We start from the raw sequence: 15411 nt of genomic DNA, 5'->3' as shown, positions 1-15411 counted from the left end.
TCGTCAGGCCCCTGGACCGGCGGTGCCTACTCCGTGGTGATGGCACGCAGGACATCGAGGCGGGCGGCGCGGCGGGCCGGCAGGACGGCGGCCAGCACCCCGACGACGGCGGCGACCACCACGAACGTCACGAGCCTCGGCCACGGGATCGCGAGGTCGGTGATCCCGTCGTCGACGAACGACCGCTGCAGCAGCACACCGAACGCGACGCCGGCGGCAATCCCCAGCACGGCACCCAGCACCGCGATCGCGATGGCCTCCAGCCGCACCATGCGACGCAGCTGGCGGCGCGAGAGGCCGACGGCTCGCAGCAGGCCCACCTCTCGGGTGCGTTCCATGACGCTGAGCGCGAGCGTGTTGACGATGCCGAGCACGGCGATGACGATCGCCAGGCCCAGCAGCGCGTAGATGAGCAGGAGCAGCTGGTCGACCTGCGCACGCTGCGCCTCGGCGAAGTCGCTCTGGTTCTGCACCGTGACGGTGGGTGTCTGAGCCGTGGCCGCCTCGAGGGCACGGCCCACCTGATCGGTGTCGGCACCCTCGGCGGCATTGACGGCCACGCTGGAGTCGGTCCGCTGGAGCTGCCCCTCGGCCACCGTCGACAACGGCGCCAGAGCCGATCCCGCGACGTTGCTGAACTCATAGACCCCGACGACGGTGGCCGGCACATCGCCGGAGGGGAACGTCAGGTCGATGCTCTGGCCCACCCCGACGCCCAGCTGGTCCGCGGTGTCCTCGGTGAGCGCGACCTCACCGTCGGACGGCGCGCCACCCTCGACGTACTCGAGGTCGAAGATCTCGCTGAACGCCTCGACGTCAGTGGCCGACAGCATCAGCCGGTCGTCCCCGACCGAGACCGTCAATGCCTGCACGGGCGCCACGGTGTCGACGTCGTCGAGGGCGGCCAGCCGCTCGGCGATGGCGGGCGAGAACGGGATGCCGACCGCGTTGGAGACGAGGTAGTCGCTGGTGAAGTCCTTCTCCACCGCAGCGTCGATCGACTTGTTCACCGAGGCCCCGATGACCGACATCGTGCTGACCAGGGCAAGCCCGATCATGAGGGCCGACGCGGTGGCTGCGGTGCGACGTGGGTTCCGCCGGGCATTCTGCGTCGCCAGCGTGCCCACCGTGCCGAAGACTCGGCGGTAGAGCAGCCCGGTGCCGCTGAGCACCGGGACGGCAAGCACCGGACTGGCCAAGGAGATCGCGATGAGGATGCAGAAGATGCCGGCGCCCACCTTGAGCGGGACGTCACCACCGATGACCAGTCCCCACACGAGCAGGAGTGCGCCGACGACGACGAGAGCGACGGCGAGCAGGGTGCGACGACGCACCGAGCTGTCCGGCAGGGCGACGTCGTCACGCATCGCGGCCACGGGGGCGATACGTGCGGCACGGCGTGCCGGGAGGTAGGCGGCCACCATGGTCACCACCAGTCCCACCAGGTACGCCGCGACGGCCGTGCGGGGCTTGAAGACCAGCGACGTCCCGCTAAGGTCCAGGCCGAACGAGGCGAACAGCAGCCGCAGCGACGCCGCCAGGCCGAACCCGAGCAGCAGGCCGAGCGTGGCGCCCACCAGCCCCACGGCGAACGCCTCTGTGAGGACGGAGCGCGTCACCTGTCTGCGTGAGGCGCCGAGGGCCCGCAGCAGGGCCAGCTCGCGGCTGCGCTGCGCCACGAGGATGGAGAACGTGTTGACGATCAGGAAGGTGCCGACGACGAGCGCGATCGCGCCGAAGACCAGCAGGAACGCGTTGAGGAAGCCGAGGACCTCCCCGACGACTCCCTCGATCTCGTCGGCAACCTCCTGGCCGGTGGCTGCCTCGACGCCCTCGGGCAGCAGTGGCCCCACGGCGTCGGCCAGCTCGGTCTCACTGACGCCCGGCTCACCGGCGACCGAGACGCTGGTGAAGGCGTCGGCGCCGCCGAGGAAGACGTCCTGCGCCGCCCCGGTCTCGAACAGGACGAGTGTGGCGCCGGCGAGCCCGCCGCCGGCGAACTCGGCGATCCCCACCAGCTCTGCCTCGACCTCCGGCTGCTCACCCGCCGTGACCATCCGGACCGTGTCACCGATGGAGTAGTCCGCCGCCTGCGCCGACCGTTCGTCGAGGGCGATCTCACCGGCCGCACGCGGTTCACGGCCCTCGGAGATCGTGACGGCGGGCTCACCGAGCGTGTTGGGGGCGTCGTTGTAGTTGAAGCTGAGCGTCGGGGCGCCGGTGCCGCCGAGCAGCCTGCCGTCGGCACGGACGACGAACAGACCGACACCGTCGATGCTCCCGTCGGCCCGGGCCACACCCGGGGCGCCGGCCAGCTCGTCGACCAGCGAGGCGGGCATGGTGCGGGCCTCCAGGTTGACCGAGCCCTCCATGCTGTCCTGCGTGAGGCCGACCGGACGCACGGTGACGTCGGGGACCGATCCGCTGACGATCCCTTCGAAGCTGCGCTCGATGGTGTCGGTGAAGACGAAGGAGCCGGCCACGAACGCGACGCCCAGGACGATCGCGAACGCGCTCAGCAGCAGGCGGACCTTGCGCGCGAGCAGGTTGCGCCAGGTGACGCGACGCATCAGCAGCCCCCCATCAGAGGTCCTGCCCAGCGTTCTGCCCAGCGAGCGCCTGCAGTGCCGTCATGTGCTCCAGGACGGTCTCGGCCGTCGGGTCACGGAGCTCATCGACCACCCGGCCGTCGGCCAGGAAGACGACCCGGTCGGTGTAGGACGCGGCCACCGGGTCGTGGGTGACCATGACGATCGTCTGGCCGAACTCCGAGACGCTGCGCCGCAGGAACGCCAGGACCTCCGCGCCGGACGTGGAGTCGAGGTTGCCGGTGGGCTCGTCGGCGAAGACGATCTCCGGACGGGACACCAGGGCGCGGGCGCAGGCGACGCGCTGCTGCTGCCCTCCGGACATCTCGTTCGGGCGGTGGTCGAGCCGGTCCGCCAGGCCCACGGCGTCGATCACCGTCGCGAACCACTCCGGGTCAGGCGTGGCGCCGGCGATCGACAACGGCAGCACGATGTTCTCGCGGGCGGTGAGGGTGGGCACGAGGTTGAAGGCCTGGAACACGAACCCCACGCGGTCGCGGCGCAGCAGGGTGAGCGTCTTGTCCTTGAGCTCTCCGAGGTCGGAGTCGCCGATCGTGACGGTGCCAGAGGTGGGGGTGTCGAGCGCGGCCATGCAGTGCATGAGCGTCGACTTGCCGGACCCGGACGGGCCCATGACGGCGGTGTACTCCCCGGCGCGGACGTCGAGCGAGACGCCGTCCAGGGCGCGCACCTGCGCAGCACCCTTGCCGTAGGTCTTGACGAGGTCCGCCGCGCGCGCGGCGACCTCTCGGCTGTGTGACGGGACGGTCTCGGTCATCGGCGCACTCCTCGGTGCTAGCGCTCCCTCGGCTGGGCCCACGCTAGTGGCCGGGAGTGCCACCCGGGACCTGTCAGATGTCATGACCGGCACCTGTCAGATGTCACGCACCGAGCGGCGTCACACGCGCGACCACGGGGTGCCGGCGTCCGTCAGGTCAGAGGTCGGAGGAGACGCTCCAGATGTTGACGCCGTCGGTGGTGCCGGCGAGCTCGTCGATGCGGGCCAGCTCCTCGTCGCTGAACTCACTCTGCCGCGCTGCGGCGAGGTTCTCGTCGAGCTGCTCGGTGGAGGAGGCGCCGATGAGCGCCGACGTCACGCCACCGGGCCGCAGCACCCACGAGATGGCCATCTGCGCGAGTGACTGACCACGCTCGGCCGCGATCGCCGCGAGGCCGCGCAGGCGCTCGAGGTTGGCATCGGTGAGCACGGACTCATCCAGGCTGGGCCGCTGTGTCGCGCGCTCCACAGCGTCCGCACCGAGGTAGCGGTCGGTGAGCAGGCCCTGGGCGAGCGGGGTGAAGCCGATGCTGCCGAGGCCGTGCTCGTCGAGCACGGCCAGCAGACTCGTCCTCTCTCCTGCTGCCCTCCCTCCGGGCCCGGCACCCCCGCCGTTCCCTCCGGCCGCCCTCCCCCAAGCACTCCGCTGCGCTCCGTGCTGGGAGGTACCCCCAGGCCCGGCACCCCCGCCGCCCTCGACCCAGCGGTTGAGCATCGAGTACGACGGCTGGTGGATCACCAGCGGCGTCCCCAGGCTGCGGGCGACGGCCACCGCCTGCGCGGTCTTCTCCGGCGAGTACGACGAGATCCCGGCGTACAGCGCCTTGCCCTGACGCACCGCCGTGTCCAGGGCCCCGACCGTCTCCTCCACGGGCGTGCCCGGGTCGACGCGGTGGGAGTAGAAGATGTCGACGTACTCCAGGCTCATCCGCTCCAGCGACGCGTCCAGGCTCGAGAGCACGTACTTGCGGGATCCGAGCTTGCCGTACGGCCCGGGCCACATGTCCCAGCCGGCCTTGCTCGAGACCAGGATCTCGTCCCGGTACGGACGAAAGTCGGTCCGCATCATCCGGCCGAAGTTCTCCTCGGCCGAACCGTACGGAGGACCGTAGTTGTTGGCCAGGTCGAAGTGGGTGATCCCATGGTCGAAGGCGTGCCGCAGGACCTCGCGCTGGGTGTCGAAGGGCCGGTTGTCGCCGAAGTTGTACCAGAGCCCGAGCGAGATGGGCGGCAGCAACAGCCCGCTCGTGCCGACCCGCCGGTACTCCAGGTGCTGGTAGCGGTCCTCGTCGGCGATGTAGGGGCGGTGGGTCTCGGGCACGCGGTCGGCCCAGTAGCGCTCTTCACTCACAACCCCGACGCTAGCGGTGCGCACCCGATGCGCAACGGAAGGACTGGGCTTCTTGGCAACGAGGCGGCGCCGTCGCGACCGCGTGCCACGACGACGTGACGCTCGCCAGCAGAGCGTGGGGACACGGTCGTGCAGCCGCTCCAGCGCGACGACCTATCGTGGTCGATCTACAGCTGCAAGTGCAGCCGCAGCGCGTCATCAAGCTGCGCCATGACGTCTGACGGCACTCGACCAAGCACCGACCCCAACCGCTCCACCGCCACAGAGCGGACCTGCTCGACCTGAGCCTTGGAGTCCTGCCGCAGGCCCGTGTCAGCGGCAGGAAGCAACGCCTGGAACGCAAAAACCCGATCGGTGTTGCTCGTCACCGGCACGACCGTGACCACCCCCCGGCCGAGGCTCCTCGCGGTCAGGTTCGCGCGATCGTTGCTGACAATCACTGCCGGGCGGCGCTTGTTCGCCTCGCTCCCGCGCACCGGCTCCAGGTCTGCCAACCAGATCTCACCGCGCAACATCGGCGATCCCGTCCGCCGACGTCACGCCCCAGGCTGCCGCATCACCGGATTCCTCCCACTCCTGCCACGCAGCAGCATAGTCCTGCTCCAGATCGGGTAGGCGCAGCATGCGCACAGCGTGGCGCAATGCTGCCGACCTCGAAGGCAGACCGGCGGTGCGGACGAAGTCATCAAGGATGGTCACATCCTCATCCGGCAGACTGATGCTGATCTTCATACTTCAATACTACTACGGTCATACCGCATCAGGACGGCATCACGACTCGAGGCCCAGATGCCGACCCCGAGCACGGGGTGTCGTGCCGCAGGAGATCATGGGGCCAGCACACCGCGAGGAGACCACCCGATGAGCACCCCCCAGCCCCGTGTCATGTCGGCACAGGAGACCGCCGCACTCGACCGCGTCCGGCGACGAGTCGGGGCGCTCGTCTTCTTCGCGGTCGTCATCCACGGTGTCCTCGGGCTCATCGGCGTCGCCCACGTCGTGGTGGACGAGCCGGGCCGGCACGGCACCGCCGTCGGCCTGCTCGTCATGTCGGGGGTCGTCGCGGCGATCATGTACGTCGGCATCCGGCTCATCCTCGGTGCCCGGCTCGTCTCGCCCGTCTGGATGCTGCTCGCGGCCCTGCCCACCATCCTCGGTGCGTCCTGGGTGCTCTGACCGAGCCGTCGAGCGCGACATGACGGCCGCGAGCCCACCCCCCGAGCTCGGGCGCGCCGGGCTACTCTGTGTCCGGAAAGGTCGGCCGATGGCACAGACGAACATCCTGGTGCTCAACGCGAGCTACGAGCCCCTGCAACGCGTCTCGCTGCGTCACGCCATCAAGATGCTGGTCCGCGAGGTCGCGGTCATCGAGGAGGAGGACGAGGGCACGTTCGGGCCCTTCCCCCGCCCCAAGGTGCTGCGGCTCGTCCGCTACGTCGTGGCCCGCTGGAAGCACCGGCGCAGCAACCTGTGCACCAAGGCAGCCGTCAAGGCGCGTGATCGGATGTGCGGCTACTGCGGCGGCACCGCCGAGACAGTCGACCACATCGTCCCGCGCAGCCGCGGCGGCACGCTGACGTGGGAGAACGCCGTGGCGGCGTGCCTGCGCTGCAACCACCGCAAGGCCAACCGCACCCCGGCCGAGGCCGGCATGACGTTGCTCATCACCCCGGCGGTCCCGCCCGTCGGCTTCGTCCTGTGACGGTCCCACCGTCACGTCACGTAGGACGCCGGAAGGGTGCCTCTGGCACGAGGTGGGCCACGAGCAGCTTGGCGAACAGGACGAGCGGCACCCACGTCAGGGCGGCCGGGACGGAGGTGAGGGCGCCGCTGACGACCACACCGGCCACCAGGAGGCCGGCGGCCGTCGGGCGCTTGACCTCCCACGGCGTCCACTCGACGACGACTGCGCCGAGGACGAGCAGACCCGTCGTCACCCAGAACCACGCCGCGTCCCCCATGACGAGCCACGCCAGCAGGGCGACGTGCACGACGTGAAGGCCGACGAACCGTAGCCTCTCGCCCCGCGTTCCCGGGCGGTGGTACCACCGCTTGGCCGTGCCGGTGGAGTTGGTGAGGATCCCCCCGGCGCCGTCGACCGCGAACAGCACCAGCACCAGGACGCCGAGCGGTCCCAGGCCTCCGAGGACGTCCCCCGAGGCGGCGAGCAGCGTGGCGGCGAGCAGGGGAACACCGACTGCCTGGACCACGACCTCCGCGCGAGTGGGCCCGGGCCCGAAGAAGCGGTCCACCGCCCCGCGCCAGCCTGCTCGCGGCGACGGGACGCTCCACTCGATGCGGGCCTTGGTGAGCACTGTCATGGGGACCTCCCTCCAGTGGACCGGGTGGTCCAACAGGCGCGACCCTAGCAACTGTGGACCACCCGGTCCACAGTGTCTAGGGTGAGGCCGTGGTGGCCCGCGATCTCTCCAGCCTCGATCCCGGACGACGGGACCGTCTCCTCCGGCTCGCCGCCGCCGAGCTTGCCGAGCGCGGCCTCGAGCACGCGTCCCTCAACCGGGTCGTGACCGCCCTCGGGATGAGCAAGAGCTCCTTCTACCACCACGTCGGCTCCAGGCAGGCGCTCGTGGAAGCCGTGATCGACGCCTTCGGGACACGACTCGTCGAGATCATCGAGCCCCCGTCGCGGCAGGCCCTCCGGGCCGACTTCTGGGGCGAGATCACCGCACTGGCCGAGCGACTCCTGCAGGCGGGAGAGCAGGATGAGGTGTTCTGGCAGCTCGGCCGGATGTGGCACGACCCCGCAACGTCGGCCGACGGGGACGGGTTGCGACGCTGGCTCACCGACGTCGTGGACGTCGGCCGGGAGGTCGGCGCCATCGGACGGGACCTGCCGGCCGACTTGCAGGTTCGCATGAGCGCGGCCGTGATCACCTCACTCGACGCCTGGGGCGTCCACGCCCCCTCCCGGGATGCCCGCGAGCTCCTGCCCGCCCAGGTCGCCGCACTGCGACGGCTCCTGGCGCCGACCGAGACGGCCTGACCGGGCCAACCCGGAAGAACGTTGGCAGACGTCACCGAGACGTCTGGGACATGGTGCGGCGTGATCGATCGGCCGTCGCCGGCGACCAGAGCAGCCAGCCGGCGAGGGCGGCGAGGCCCGCCACTGCCGCCAGCACGAGCGCACTCGCCGCCACGTCGAGCGACGACCCGGCCCACCCCGCCACCGGATAGGCCAGGAGGAAGCACGCGTGGGAGAGCGAGAAGTGCGCCGCGAAGGCGGCCGGGCGATCGACCGCTCGGACACTGCGGTTCACGACTCGGCCAGCCGGTGTCATCACCATCGACGTCGATGAACCGAGCAGGGCCCACACCAGCAGCAGGAGCGGCCACGCCTCGGGGTCCTGCGCAGCCGACGACGCCAGCAGCAACGCCACTGACGCCGTTCCCGCGCCGACCATCATGACGGTGCGGTCCTCGACCCTCCTCAGGATGGACGGGACGGTCAGGGCCACGAGCATGGAGCCCGCGCCGAAGGCGCCCAGCGCGATGGCCACCCCCGTCTCGCCCCGACCGAAGTCCTGGCGGACCACCACGACCGTGTTGACCAGCACGTGGGCCGTCGCTGCCGCGACCGCGAGATCAAGTGCGACCAGCGCCCGCAAGGCCGGCCGCCGGGCGAACAACCGCACGCCACGAGTGGCCCGCGACCAGAAGGACTCAGCCTGAGCGTCGGACGCCTGCACCGCGAGCCCGGCCCGCAGGACCAGCGCGCTGGAGACGGCGAAGCCGATGGCCGTGCCCACGAAGAGTCCGTGGTACGGCAGGACCAGCAGCAGGGCCGCGGCGATCAGCGGACTGACGACGGCCTCGAGGTCGTAGGCCAGGCGCGACAGGGAGAGGGCCCGGGTGTACTCATCCTCATCGGGCAGGACCGTCGGCACGACCGCCTGGAAGGCCGGTGTGAACGTCGCGGAGGCCGACTGGAGCACGAAGATCAGCAGATAGATCTGCCACACCTGCTCCACCCAGGGCAGACTGCCGGCCACGAGCGCGCGGACCACGTTCGCCGTGAGCAGCACCGTTCGCGGCTCGAACCGGGAGACTGCCGCGGTGACGACGGGCGCCACCCCCACGTAGGCCATCATCTTGATGGTCAGCGCTGTCGCGACGACGGAGCCGGCCGAGCCGGGGGCGATGTCGAAGGCCAGCAGGCTCAAGGCGACGGTCAGCAGTCCGGTGCCCAGCAAGGCGGTGACCTGGGCGAGGAAGAGGTTGCGGTAGGTGCGCTGGGCAAGGATCGATCGGCGGGGGCGCGACATGACGGTCACTATATGTGCGCATGTGCGCACGCATCAAGACGGACCACGGCCGCGCGGTCATGGACGACCGTGCTGCCATGGAAGACTGTGTCCATGCCACCCGTCCGGCCCTCGGAGCACGCCGAGAGCCTCGACCACCCCCAGCACCCGGACGCCACGCGGCTCCGGGAGGCCGCCGCGGTCTTCGCCATGCTCGGCGAACCCACCCGCCTCGAGCTTCTGTGGCTGCTGACCGAGAAGGACTGCACCGCCGGCGAGCTGGCTGACCGGACCCACGCCTCACGCACCGCGGTGAGCCAGCACCTCGCCAAGCTCCGTCTCGCCGGAGTGGTGTCCGCCGAGCGGGACGGACGCCACCAGATCTACCGCCTCAACGGCGGCCACGTCGCCCGCCTCGTCCGAGAAGGCCTCAACCAGGCCGACCACATGGTGACCGGCGAGGAGCCGCACGGGTAACCGAGCGCGGTGCCACCGACGGCCCTACAGACCCACCTTCTCGTAGATGTCGTCGAGGGCGTCGAGGAAGGCACCGTGGTCATCGGCCAGCTCGGCCTGGGCCCGGCGGGACTCCGCAAGCACAACGTCCTCGACCTGCTGGAAGCGAGACTCCCACTTCTCCTTGTCGATCTGCCAGTACCCGCACGTGTAGAAGTCCGACTGCGGCCAGCCCAGCTCACGGCGCAGCCGACGACGCACGGCACGGCTCGCGCGGGCCTCACCGGCGAGCCAGACGTACCGCGGGCCCTCGGCCGGCAGCTCACGCGCGGTCACCGCCTCGCTCAACGCGTCGCTCGTGTCGGTCTCGGTGTCCACGACCACCCAGCGGACGTCGACGTCCGCGGCGCTGGGCAGCGCGATGCGATCGCGCTCGTCGGTGAGCACCACCACGGCCTCAGCGCGCTGGCCGGCGTCGAGACCGCGCAGGATGCGGGCGAGCGCCGGAAGTCCGGTGATGTCGCACACCAGCAGCTGCCACGGCACGCCCTCGACCGGCACGTAGAGGCCGTGCGGCTCCACGAACCCGATCCGGTCACCCGGCTCGCAGACCTTCGCCCAGTCCGAGCCGACGCCGGCGTCGTGCAGCGCGATGTCGATGTCGACCTCGGCCACGCCGTCGATCCACCGGTGGTCGGAGATGGTGTAGACGCGGTAGGCCGGCGGCTCCACGCCCTCGGGCCAGGTGACGTTCCACTGCTCGTCGATCTCGGGCAGCACGACGTCCGCGCCCCGGGCGGTGGACGGGTCCGCCGGGATCATCAGGCGGACGTACTCATCGGGAATGCCGGTGGTGGACATGTCGCCGACGTCCAGCGTGATGCGCACCAGGTGGGGGGTGAGCGTGCTGCGGGACACGACGGTCCCGATCCGGGTCCGGACAGCCGAAGCCATGGGCCCTCCTCGTCTCATGATCAGATAAGGCAAGGCTAACCAACGACCACCACACCTCGCTCCCCCGCCCCCCTGATGCAGCACATCCGACGCGCGGGCCGGTCAGATCCTGACGGGTTGGTAGCCTCGCGAGCGTGACGTCAGCACAGCTCCGGGTCCGCACCATCTCCGCCGACGAGCACCTGGCTCACATCACCTCCCGGTCGTCGGTGAGCTTCCTGCAGACGCCCGCCTGGGCGCGCGTCAAGGCCGAGTGGCGTGGCGAGTCGATCGGCTGGTTCGAGTCCGGCTCGGCCGGGGAGAGCCGGATCGTCGGTGCTGCGCTGGTCCTCTACCGACAGGTACCCAAGATCCAGCGCTACCTCGCCTACCTCCCCGAGGGCCCGGCCATCGACTGGGCCGACCCCGACCTGAGCCGCTGGCTCAGCCCACTGGCCGCTCACCTCAAGCAGCAGAAGGCCTTCGGGATCAGGATCGGGCCGCCGGTGGTCACTCGCCGCTGGCACGCTGACACCGTCAAGCGGGCCATCGCCGACGACGCCCTGCCGTCGCTGCGCAGGACCCCGGCCGACGTCACCGACCCACAGAACATCGCGGTCACCGAGAGGCTGTCGTCACTGGGCTGGAAGCCGCTGGCCACCGAGGGCGGGTTCGCCGCCGGCCAGCCGCAGTACAACTTCTGGGTCCCGCTGTCCCACGCCGACGGTTCGCCCAAGAGCGAGGACGAGGTCCTCGCCGGCATGAACCAGCTGTGGCGGCGCAACATCCGCAAGGCGGCCAAGGCCGGCGTCGAGACCTCCCACGGCACCCGTGACGACCTCGCCGACTTCCACCGGATCTACACCGAGACCGCCGAGCGCGATCACTTCACCCCCCGGCCACTGTCGTACTTTCGCACCATGTGGGACGCCCTCAACGGTGAGGACCCCGACCGCATGAGCCTGCACCTCGCCCACCATGAGGGGGACCTCGTGGCCGCCACGACGCTCGTACGCGTCGGCACCCACGCGTGGTACTCCTACGGCGCCTCCACCACCGCCAAGCGGGACGTCCGCGGATCCAACGCGGTCCAGTGGCAGATGATCCGCGACGCCCTCGCGGCCGGCGCCGACGTCTACGACATGCGTGGCATCACCGACACCCTGGACCCCGACGACCCGCACGTCGGTCTCATCCAGTTCAAGGCCGGCACCGGCGGCGACGCCGTGGAGTACGTCGGCGAGTGGGACCTCCCGCTCAATCGTCCCCTCCACGCCGCCTTCACGGCTTATATGAGGAGACGAGGATGAGCCGGGAGAGCCGTCCTCAGAGCGCGCAACACCCGCATCCGACGCGCGGCTCTCACGGAGCAGCCGAGCGACGAAATCCGCGAGGCACGAGCGGTATGAGGAGACGAGGATGAGCTTCGAGCTGAGCGTCGACGCGCCCCGCTGGCGTCGCCACCTCACGACCGTCGCCGAGCACACCCCCGGCATCGTCCCGGTGGTCAAGGGCAACGGCTACGGCCTGGGGCGCAACCTCCTGGCCGCAGAGTCGACCACCCTCGGCTGCGACATCCTCGCGGTCGGCACGTACGAGGAGGTACCGGACGCGCTCGCCACGTTCGGTGGGGACGTCATGGTGCTGAGCCCGTGGCGACCCTTCCTGCACGGCACCGACGCCGACGACGCGCGAGTCATCCACACGCTCGGCCGGGTCGAGGACGTCGCCGCGCTCGCGACCACCCGCCCCGGGACGCGCATCGTGCTGGAGGGCGAGACGACCATGTCACGCCATGGCCTGGACCGACACGCCTTGTCCGCCGCCGCGCGCGCGCTGGAGGGACTGCGCCTCGAGGGGTTCGCCGTCCATCTGCCCATGGCGGGCGACAACCTCGGTGAGGCCGAGAGCTGGGCAGCCGCACTGGAGGCCTCCCAGGTGGAGACGTCCCGGATGTTCGTCTCCCACCTGCTCCCCACCGAGCTGGCGGCCCTGCGGCAGCGCCGTCCCCAGCTGGACGTCCGGCCACGCATCGGCACGTCGCTGTGGCTCGGCGATCTCGGGGCGTTCACCGTGCACGCGGCCGTGCTCGACGTCCACCAGGTCAGCCGGGGCGAACGGATCGGCTACCGTCAGCGCCCGGTCCCCCGCGACGGCTACCTGCTCATCGTCTCCGGCGGCACCAGCCATGGCATCGGCTTGGAGGCGCCGCGCTCCGGCGCGAGCGTCGTCCAGCGCGGCAAGACCCTGGCCAAGGGCGGCCTCGAGGCCGCGGGGCTGTCGTTGAGCCCGTTCACGATCGGCGGGCGGCAGCGATGGTTCGCCGAGCCGCCCCACATGCAGGCCTCGATGGTGCTGCTGCCCCGCTCGGTCGCCCCCCCGGTCGTCGGCGACACGATCCCTGCAGCCGTGCGCTACACCACCGCGACGTTCGACCGGATCACGCTGACCGACTGACTGGCCCTCGAGGCCCCCACCACTCGGTGGTTGAGTAGCGCGAACGGCCGTCAACGTGGCTTCGATACGCCGCTCGCAGAGCTCGCGTCGCACTCAGCCACCGAGCAGCTCGCGCAACCCATGACTCCCGTCCCCTTCCTCGGTGGTTGAGTAGCCCTCGGCCAGCTGGGGGTACCTCCCTGCACGGAGCGCAGCGAAGTGCTCGGGGGCGGAACGAGCGTCGCCGAGGGCGTATCGAAACCACGACCCCCCAACGACGCACACTCACGTCAACGTGGCCGTTCCTCAACGACGCGCCGTCAGGTCAGCGTGGTTTCGATACGCCGCTCGCTGCCCTCGCGTCGCACTCAGCCACCGAGCAGCTCGCGTGGCGCTCACCTACCAGGGCCCCTGCCCTGTCCTAGTGCGCCGGGTGTGACCCCGCCGTCATCGTCCTGGTCATCGTCCTGGTCATCGTCGTCGTCATCCGGGGTCGGCACGGTCGGCGACGGCGTCGTGGGGGTCGGGGTCGGGGACTCCGTCTCCTCCGGCTCCTCATCGACACACTCGGTGCGCTCGCGGTTCAGGCGCTGGCCGTCGCCGCACTGGGGCACCGGGACGTAGTCCTGGCCCTTGTCGGACTGCATGTTGCCGGGGCCCGGGAACGTACCGCAGTCCGTCGGATCGATCGAAGCATCCATGAAGGCCCGGAACGTCTGCGCCGGGTAGGTGCCACCGAAGAACGGCACCAGGTAGCCCTCGAGGTCCTCGTTGCCGACGCCGCGGTTGTACATGACCGCCGTCGCCAGCTTGGGCGTGGCGCCCACGAACCACGAGGACGACACGTGCTGGTTGTCGTCGGAGCCGGCCGTCGCCGTGCCTGTCTTGCCCAGCGTGGGGCACACCGTCCGCCCGTTCGTGCCGGTGCCGGACTGCACGACGCCCTCCAACGAGGCGACCACGTCACCCACGACGTCGTCGGGGATCGTCTTCTCGGTCTCGCGCTCCGGAAGCTGCTGCTCGTTGCCGTCGGAGTCCGTGACCTCCTCGACCATGTACCAGTCGGCGCGCTCACCACCGGCGGCGTACGTGGCGTAGGCGTTGGCCATGTCGACCGGCGGCACCGGCGCGAAGCCGAGGGAGTAGACGGCGGCCGCGGGGTCGATCTCATCGAGCACCGATCCCGGCAGACCGGCGTCCTCGGCCGCGTCACGGATCTTCTTGGTGCCCTCGGTGATGTCGGCATCGGCACCGCCGGCGAGCTGTTGCGTGATGTCGACGAACGCCGTGTTCACCGACTCCTGCGTGGCGGTGCGCAGCGGGATCCGACCGAAGGAGCGGCCGCCGCTGTCGCCCTGGTTGGCCACCGTGCCACCGCCGACCTGCATGGGTGAGTTGCCGTTGAGGATGGTGTTCAGGCTGAAGCCGTCCTCCAGGGCCGCCTGCACCGCGAACGACTTGAACGTCGAGCCCGGCTGGACGCCCAGCGTGGCCCAGTTGAGCTGACTCTCGAGGTAGTCCGGACCGCCGTACATGGCTTTCACCCGACCCGTGCCGGGCTCCACCGAGACCACCGCGGTGTGCAGCTCGTCGAGGCCCGGAGGGCGGACCTGGTCGACGGCGTTGACGGCAGCGCGCTGCATCCGCCGGTCGACGGTGGTGGTGATGCGCAGACCGCCACCGAGGATCTGGGCGTCGGTGAACTCCATGCCCTGCATCTGCTTCTGCACGAGCGCCAGCAGGTGACCCTTGGAACCACCGAAGCGCTCGGCGTTCTTCTTCTTGCTCACCTTGGGGAAGCGGTCACTCCACTTGGCAGCTTCCTCCGCCGTGATCGCGCCGGACTTGACCATCCCCTCGAGCACGTAGGTGAACCGCGGCATGATGCGGTCCTTGGCGTTCTCGGCGTAGGGGTCGAAGTAGCTCGGCTGGTTGATGATGGTCGCGAGCAGCGCCGACTGGCCGTAGGTCAGCTCCGATGCCGGCTGGTCGAAGTACGTCTGCGAGGCCACCTCGACGCCGTAGGCGCCGTTGCCGAAGTAGATGGTGTTGAGGTAGCCCTGCAGGATCTCGGACTTGCTCTGCTGGTTGTGGATCTTGATCGACAGGATCGCCTCGCGCACCTTGCGGCTCCAGGACTGGTCCTGCGTCAGGTACAGCACCTTGACGTACTGCTGCGTGATGGTGGAGCCACCGCCGGTGACCTCGCCCGCACTCGCATTGTCGCGGGCAGCGCGGATGATGCCCCGGACGTCGATGCCACGGTTGTCGTAGAAGGTCCGGTCCTCCGCGGCGATGACCGCGGCCTGCATCTCGGCGGGGACGTCGTCGAGCTTGATGTTCTCGCGGTCCTGCATCGCGAACTCGCCCATGAGGGACTTGCCGTCGCTGTAGTAGACCTTGGTGGTCTGGGTCTCGAAGTCGGCGTTGGCGCTGGGGACCTCGATGACCCGGTACAGGACGAAGAACGCGATGGCCCCGGCGAGGAATCCCGCGACACTCATCGCCAGCAACCAACGGATGGCCTTCATCCAGACCGGCCCGTTGCCGCTGATGCGACGGATCAGTCCGCGACGTTGCGAAGTCGCTCGGCGGGTGGTCGTCAAG

15 protein-coding genes are annotated in these 15411 nt (G+C 70.2%); 6 read left to right on the top strand and 9 right to left on the bottom strand.

The features are described from left to right. Positions 1–26 precede the first annotated feature (26 nt). From ACEVFP_RS00630 to ACEVFP_RS00610, 5 genes are all read right to left on the bottom strand, one after another. Positions 27–2570 carry an ABC transporter permease gene (locus ACEVFP_RS00630; RefSeq protein ID WP_375001411.1) on the bottom strand — a complete coding sequence of 848 codons (2544 nt, stop codon included), beginning with the start codon at positions 2568–2570 and terminating at the stop codon, positions 27–29. A gap of 13 nt (positions 2571–2583) precedes the next feature. Beyond that, a complete protein-coding gene (locus tag ACEVFP_RS00625; RefSeq protein WP_375001410.1) occupies positions 2584–3366 on the bottom strand; it encodes an ABC transporter ATP-binding protein in 783 nt (260 codons plus the stop codon). Between the two features lie 157 nt (positions 3367–3523). Further along, positions 3524–4717 carry an aldo/keto reductase gene (locus tag ACEVFP_RS00620; protein WP_375001409.1) on the bottom strand — a complete coding sequence of 398 codons (1194 nt, stop codon included), beginning with the start codon at positions 4715–4717 and terminating at the stop codon, positions 3524–3526. 167 nt (positions 4718–4884) lie between these two features. Then, positions 4885–5232, bottom strand: a complete 348-nt coding sequence (locus ACEVFP_RS00615; RefSeq protein WP_375001408.1) for a type II toxin-antitoxin system PemK/MazF family toxin — start codon at positions 5230–5232, stop codon at positions 4885–4887. Then, on the bottom strand, positions 5219–5449 hold the full coding sequence (locus ACEVFP_RS00610; RefSeq protein WP_375001407.1) for a ribbon-helix-helix domain-containing protein: 231 nt from the start codon (positions 5447–5449) through the stop codon (positions 5219–5221). Before ACEVFP_RS00610 ends, ACEVFP_RS00615 begins: the two co-directional genes overlap by 14 nt. A gap of 129 nt (positions 5450–5578) precedes the next feature. Here ACEVFP_RS00610 and ACEVFP_RS00605 point away from each other — a divergent pair, with 129 nt between their 5' ends. Beyond that, a complete protein-coding gene (locus ACEVFP_RS00605; RefSeq protein WP_375001406.1) occupies positions 5579–5893 on the top strand; it encodes a hypothetical protein in 315 nt (104 codons plus the stop codon). Between the two features lie 88 nt (positions 5894–5981). Further along, positions 5982–6419 carry an HNH endonuclease gene (locus tag ACEVFP_RS00600; RefSeq protein ID WP_375001405.1) on the top strand — a complete coding sequence of 146 codons (438 nt, stop codon included), beginning with the start codon at positions 5982–5984 and terminating at the stop codon, positions 6417–6419. A gap of 16 nt (positions 6420–6435) precedes the next feature. Here ACEVFP_RS00600 and ACEVFP_RS00595 read toward each other — a convergent pair whose 3' ends face one another. Beyond that, complete coding sequence (locus ACEVFP_RS00595) at positions 6436–7038, bottom strand: hypothetical protein (RefSeq protein ID WP_375001404.1); 603 nt, start codon at positions 7036–7038, stop codon at positions 6436–6438. An 89-nt stretch (positions 7039–7127) separates the two neighbouring features. Here ACEVFP_RS00595 and ACEVFP_RS00590 point away from each other — a divergent pair, with 89 nt between their 5' ends. Further along, a complete protein-coding gene (locus ACEVFP_RS00590; protein ID WP_375001403.1) occupies positions 7128–7721 on the top strand; it encodes a TetR/AcrR family transcriptional regulator in 594 nt (197 codons plus the stop codon). 31 nt (positions 7722–7752) lie between these two features. Here ACEVFP_RS00590 and ACEVFP_RS00585 read toward each other — a convergent pair whose 3' ends face one another. Further along, positions 7753–9000, bottom strand: coding sequence for an MFS transporter (locus ACEVFP_RS00585; RefSeq protein WP_375001402.1), 1248 nt, complete (start codon positions 8998–9000; stop codon positions 7753–7755). A 93-nt stretch (positions 9001–9093) separates the two neighbouring features. Between ACEVFP_RS00585 and ACEVFP_RS00580 the strand changes: the two genes are divergently transcribed. After that, the gene (locus ACEVFP_RS00580) at positions 9094–9456 is read left to right on the top strand and encodes an ArsR/SmtB family transcription factor (RefSeq protein WP_375001401.1); all 363 of its coding nucleotides are present in this window, start codon (positions 9094–9096) and stop codon (positions 9454–9456) included. A 24-nt stretch (positions 9457–9480) separates the two neighbouring features. On the opposite strand, the gene ACEVFP_RS00575 is transcribed toward ACEVFP_RS00580, so the two are convergent. Beyond that, entirely contained in the window at positions 9481–10389 is a 909-nt protein-coding gene (locus ACEVFP_RS00575; protein WP_375001400.1) for a siderophore-interacting protein, read from the bottom strand. 134 nt (positions 10390–10523) lie between these two features. On the opposite strand from ACEVFP_RS00575, the gene ACEVFP_RS00570 reads away from it, so the two are divergent. Together ACEVFP_RS00570 and ACEVFP_RS00565 are read left to right on the top strand one after the other, a co-directional pair. Beyond that, entirely contained in the window at positions 10524–11678 is a 1155-nt protein-coding gene (locus ACEVFP_RS00570) for a lipid II:glycine glycyltransferase FemX (RefSeq protein ID WP_375001399.1), read from the top strand. 109 nt (positions 11679–11787) lie between these two features. Next, positions 11788–12825: an alanine racemase gene (locus tag ACEVFP_RS00565; RefSeq protein ID WP_375001398.1), complete on the top strand. Its 1038-nt coding sequence runs from the start codon at positions 11788–11790 to the stop codon at positions 12823–12825. A 374-nt stretch (positions 12826–13199) separates the two neighbouring features. Here ACEVFP_RS00565 and ACEVFP_RS00560 read toward each other — a convergent pair whose 3' ends face one another. Next, the gene (locus tag ACEVFP_RS00560; RefSeq protein WP_375001397.1) at positions 13200–15410 is read right to left on the bottom strand and encodes a transglycosylase domain-containing protein; all 2211 of its coding nucleotides are present in this window, start codon (positions 15408–15410) and stop codon (positions 13200–13202) included. Position 15411 lies beyond the last annotated feature (1 nt).

It is taken from the genome of Aeromicrobium sp. CTD01-1L150, assembly GCF_041951745.1.
GTDB lineage: Bacteria > Actinomycetota > Actinomycetes > Propionibacteriales > Nocardioidaceae > Aeromicrobium.
Note: the sequence above shows the minus strand (reverse complement) of the source record. Positions and strands in the feature narration are given on the sequence as shown.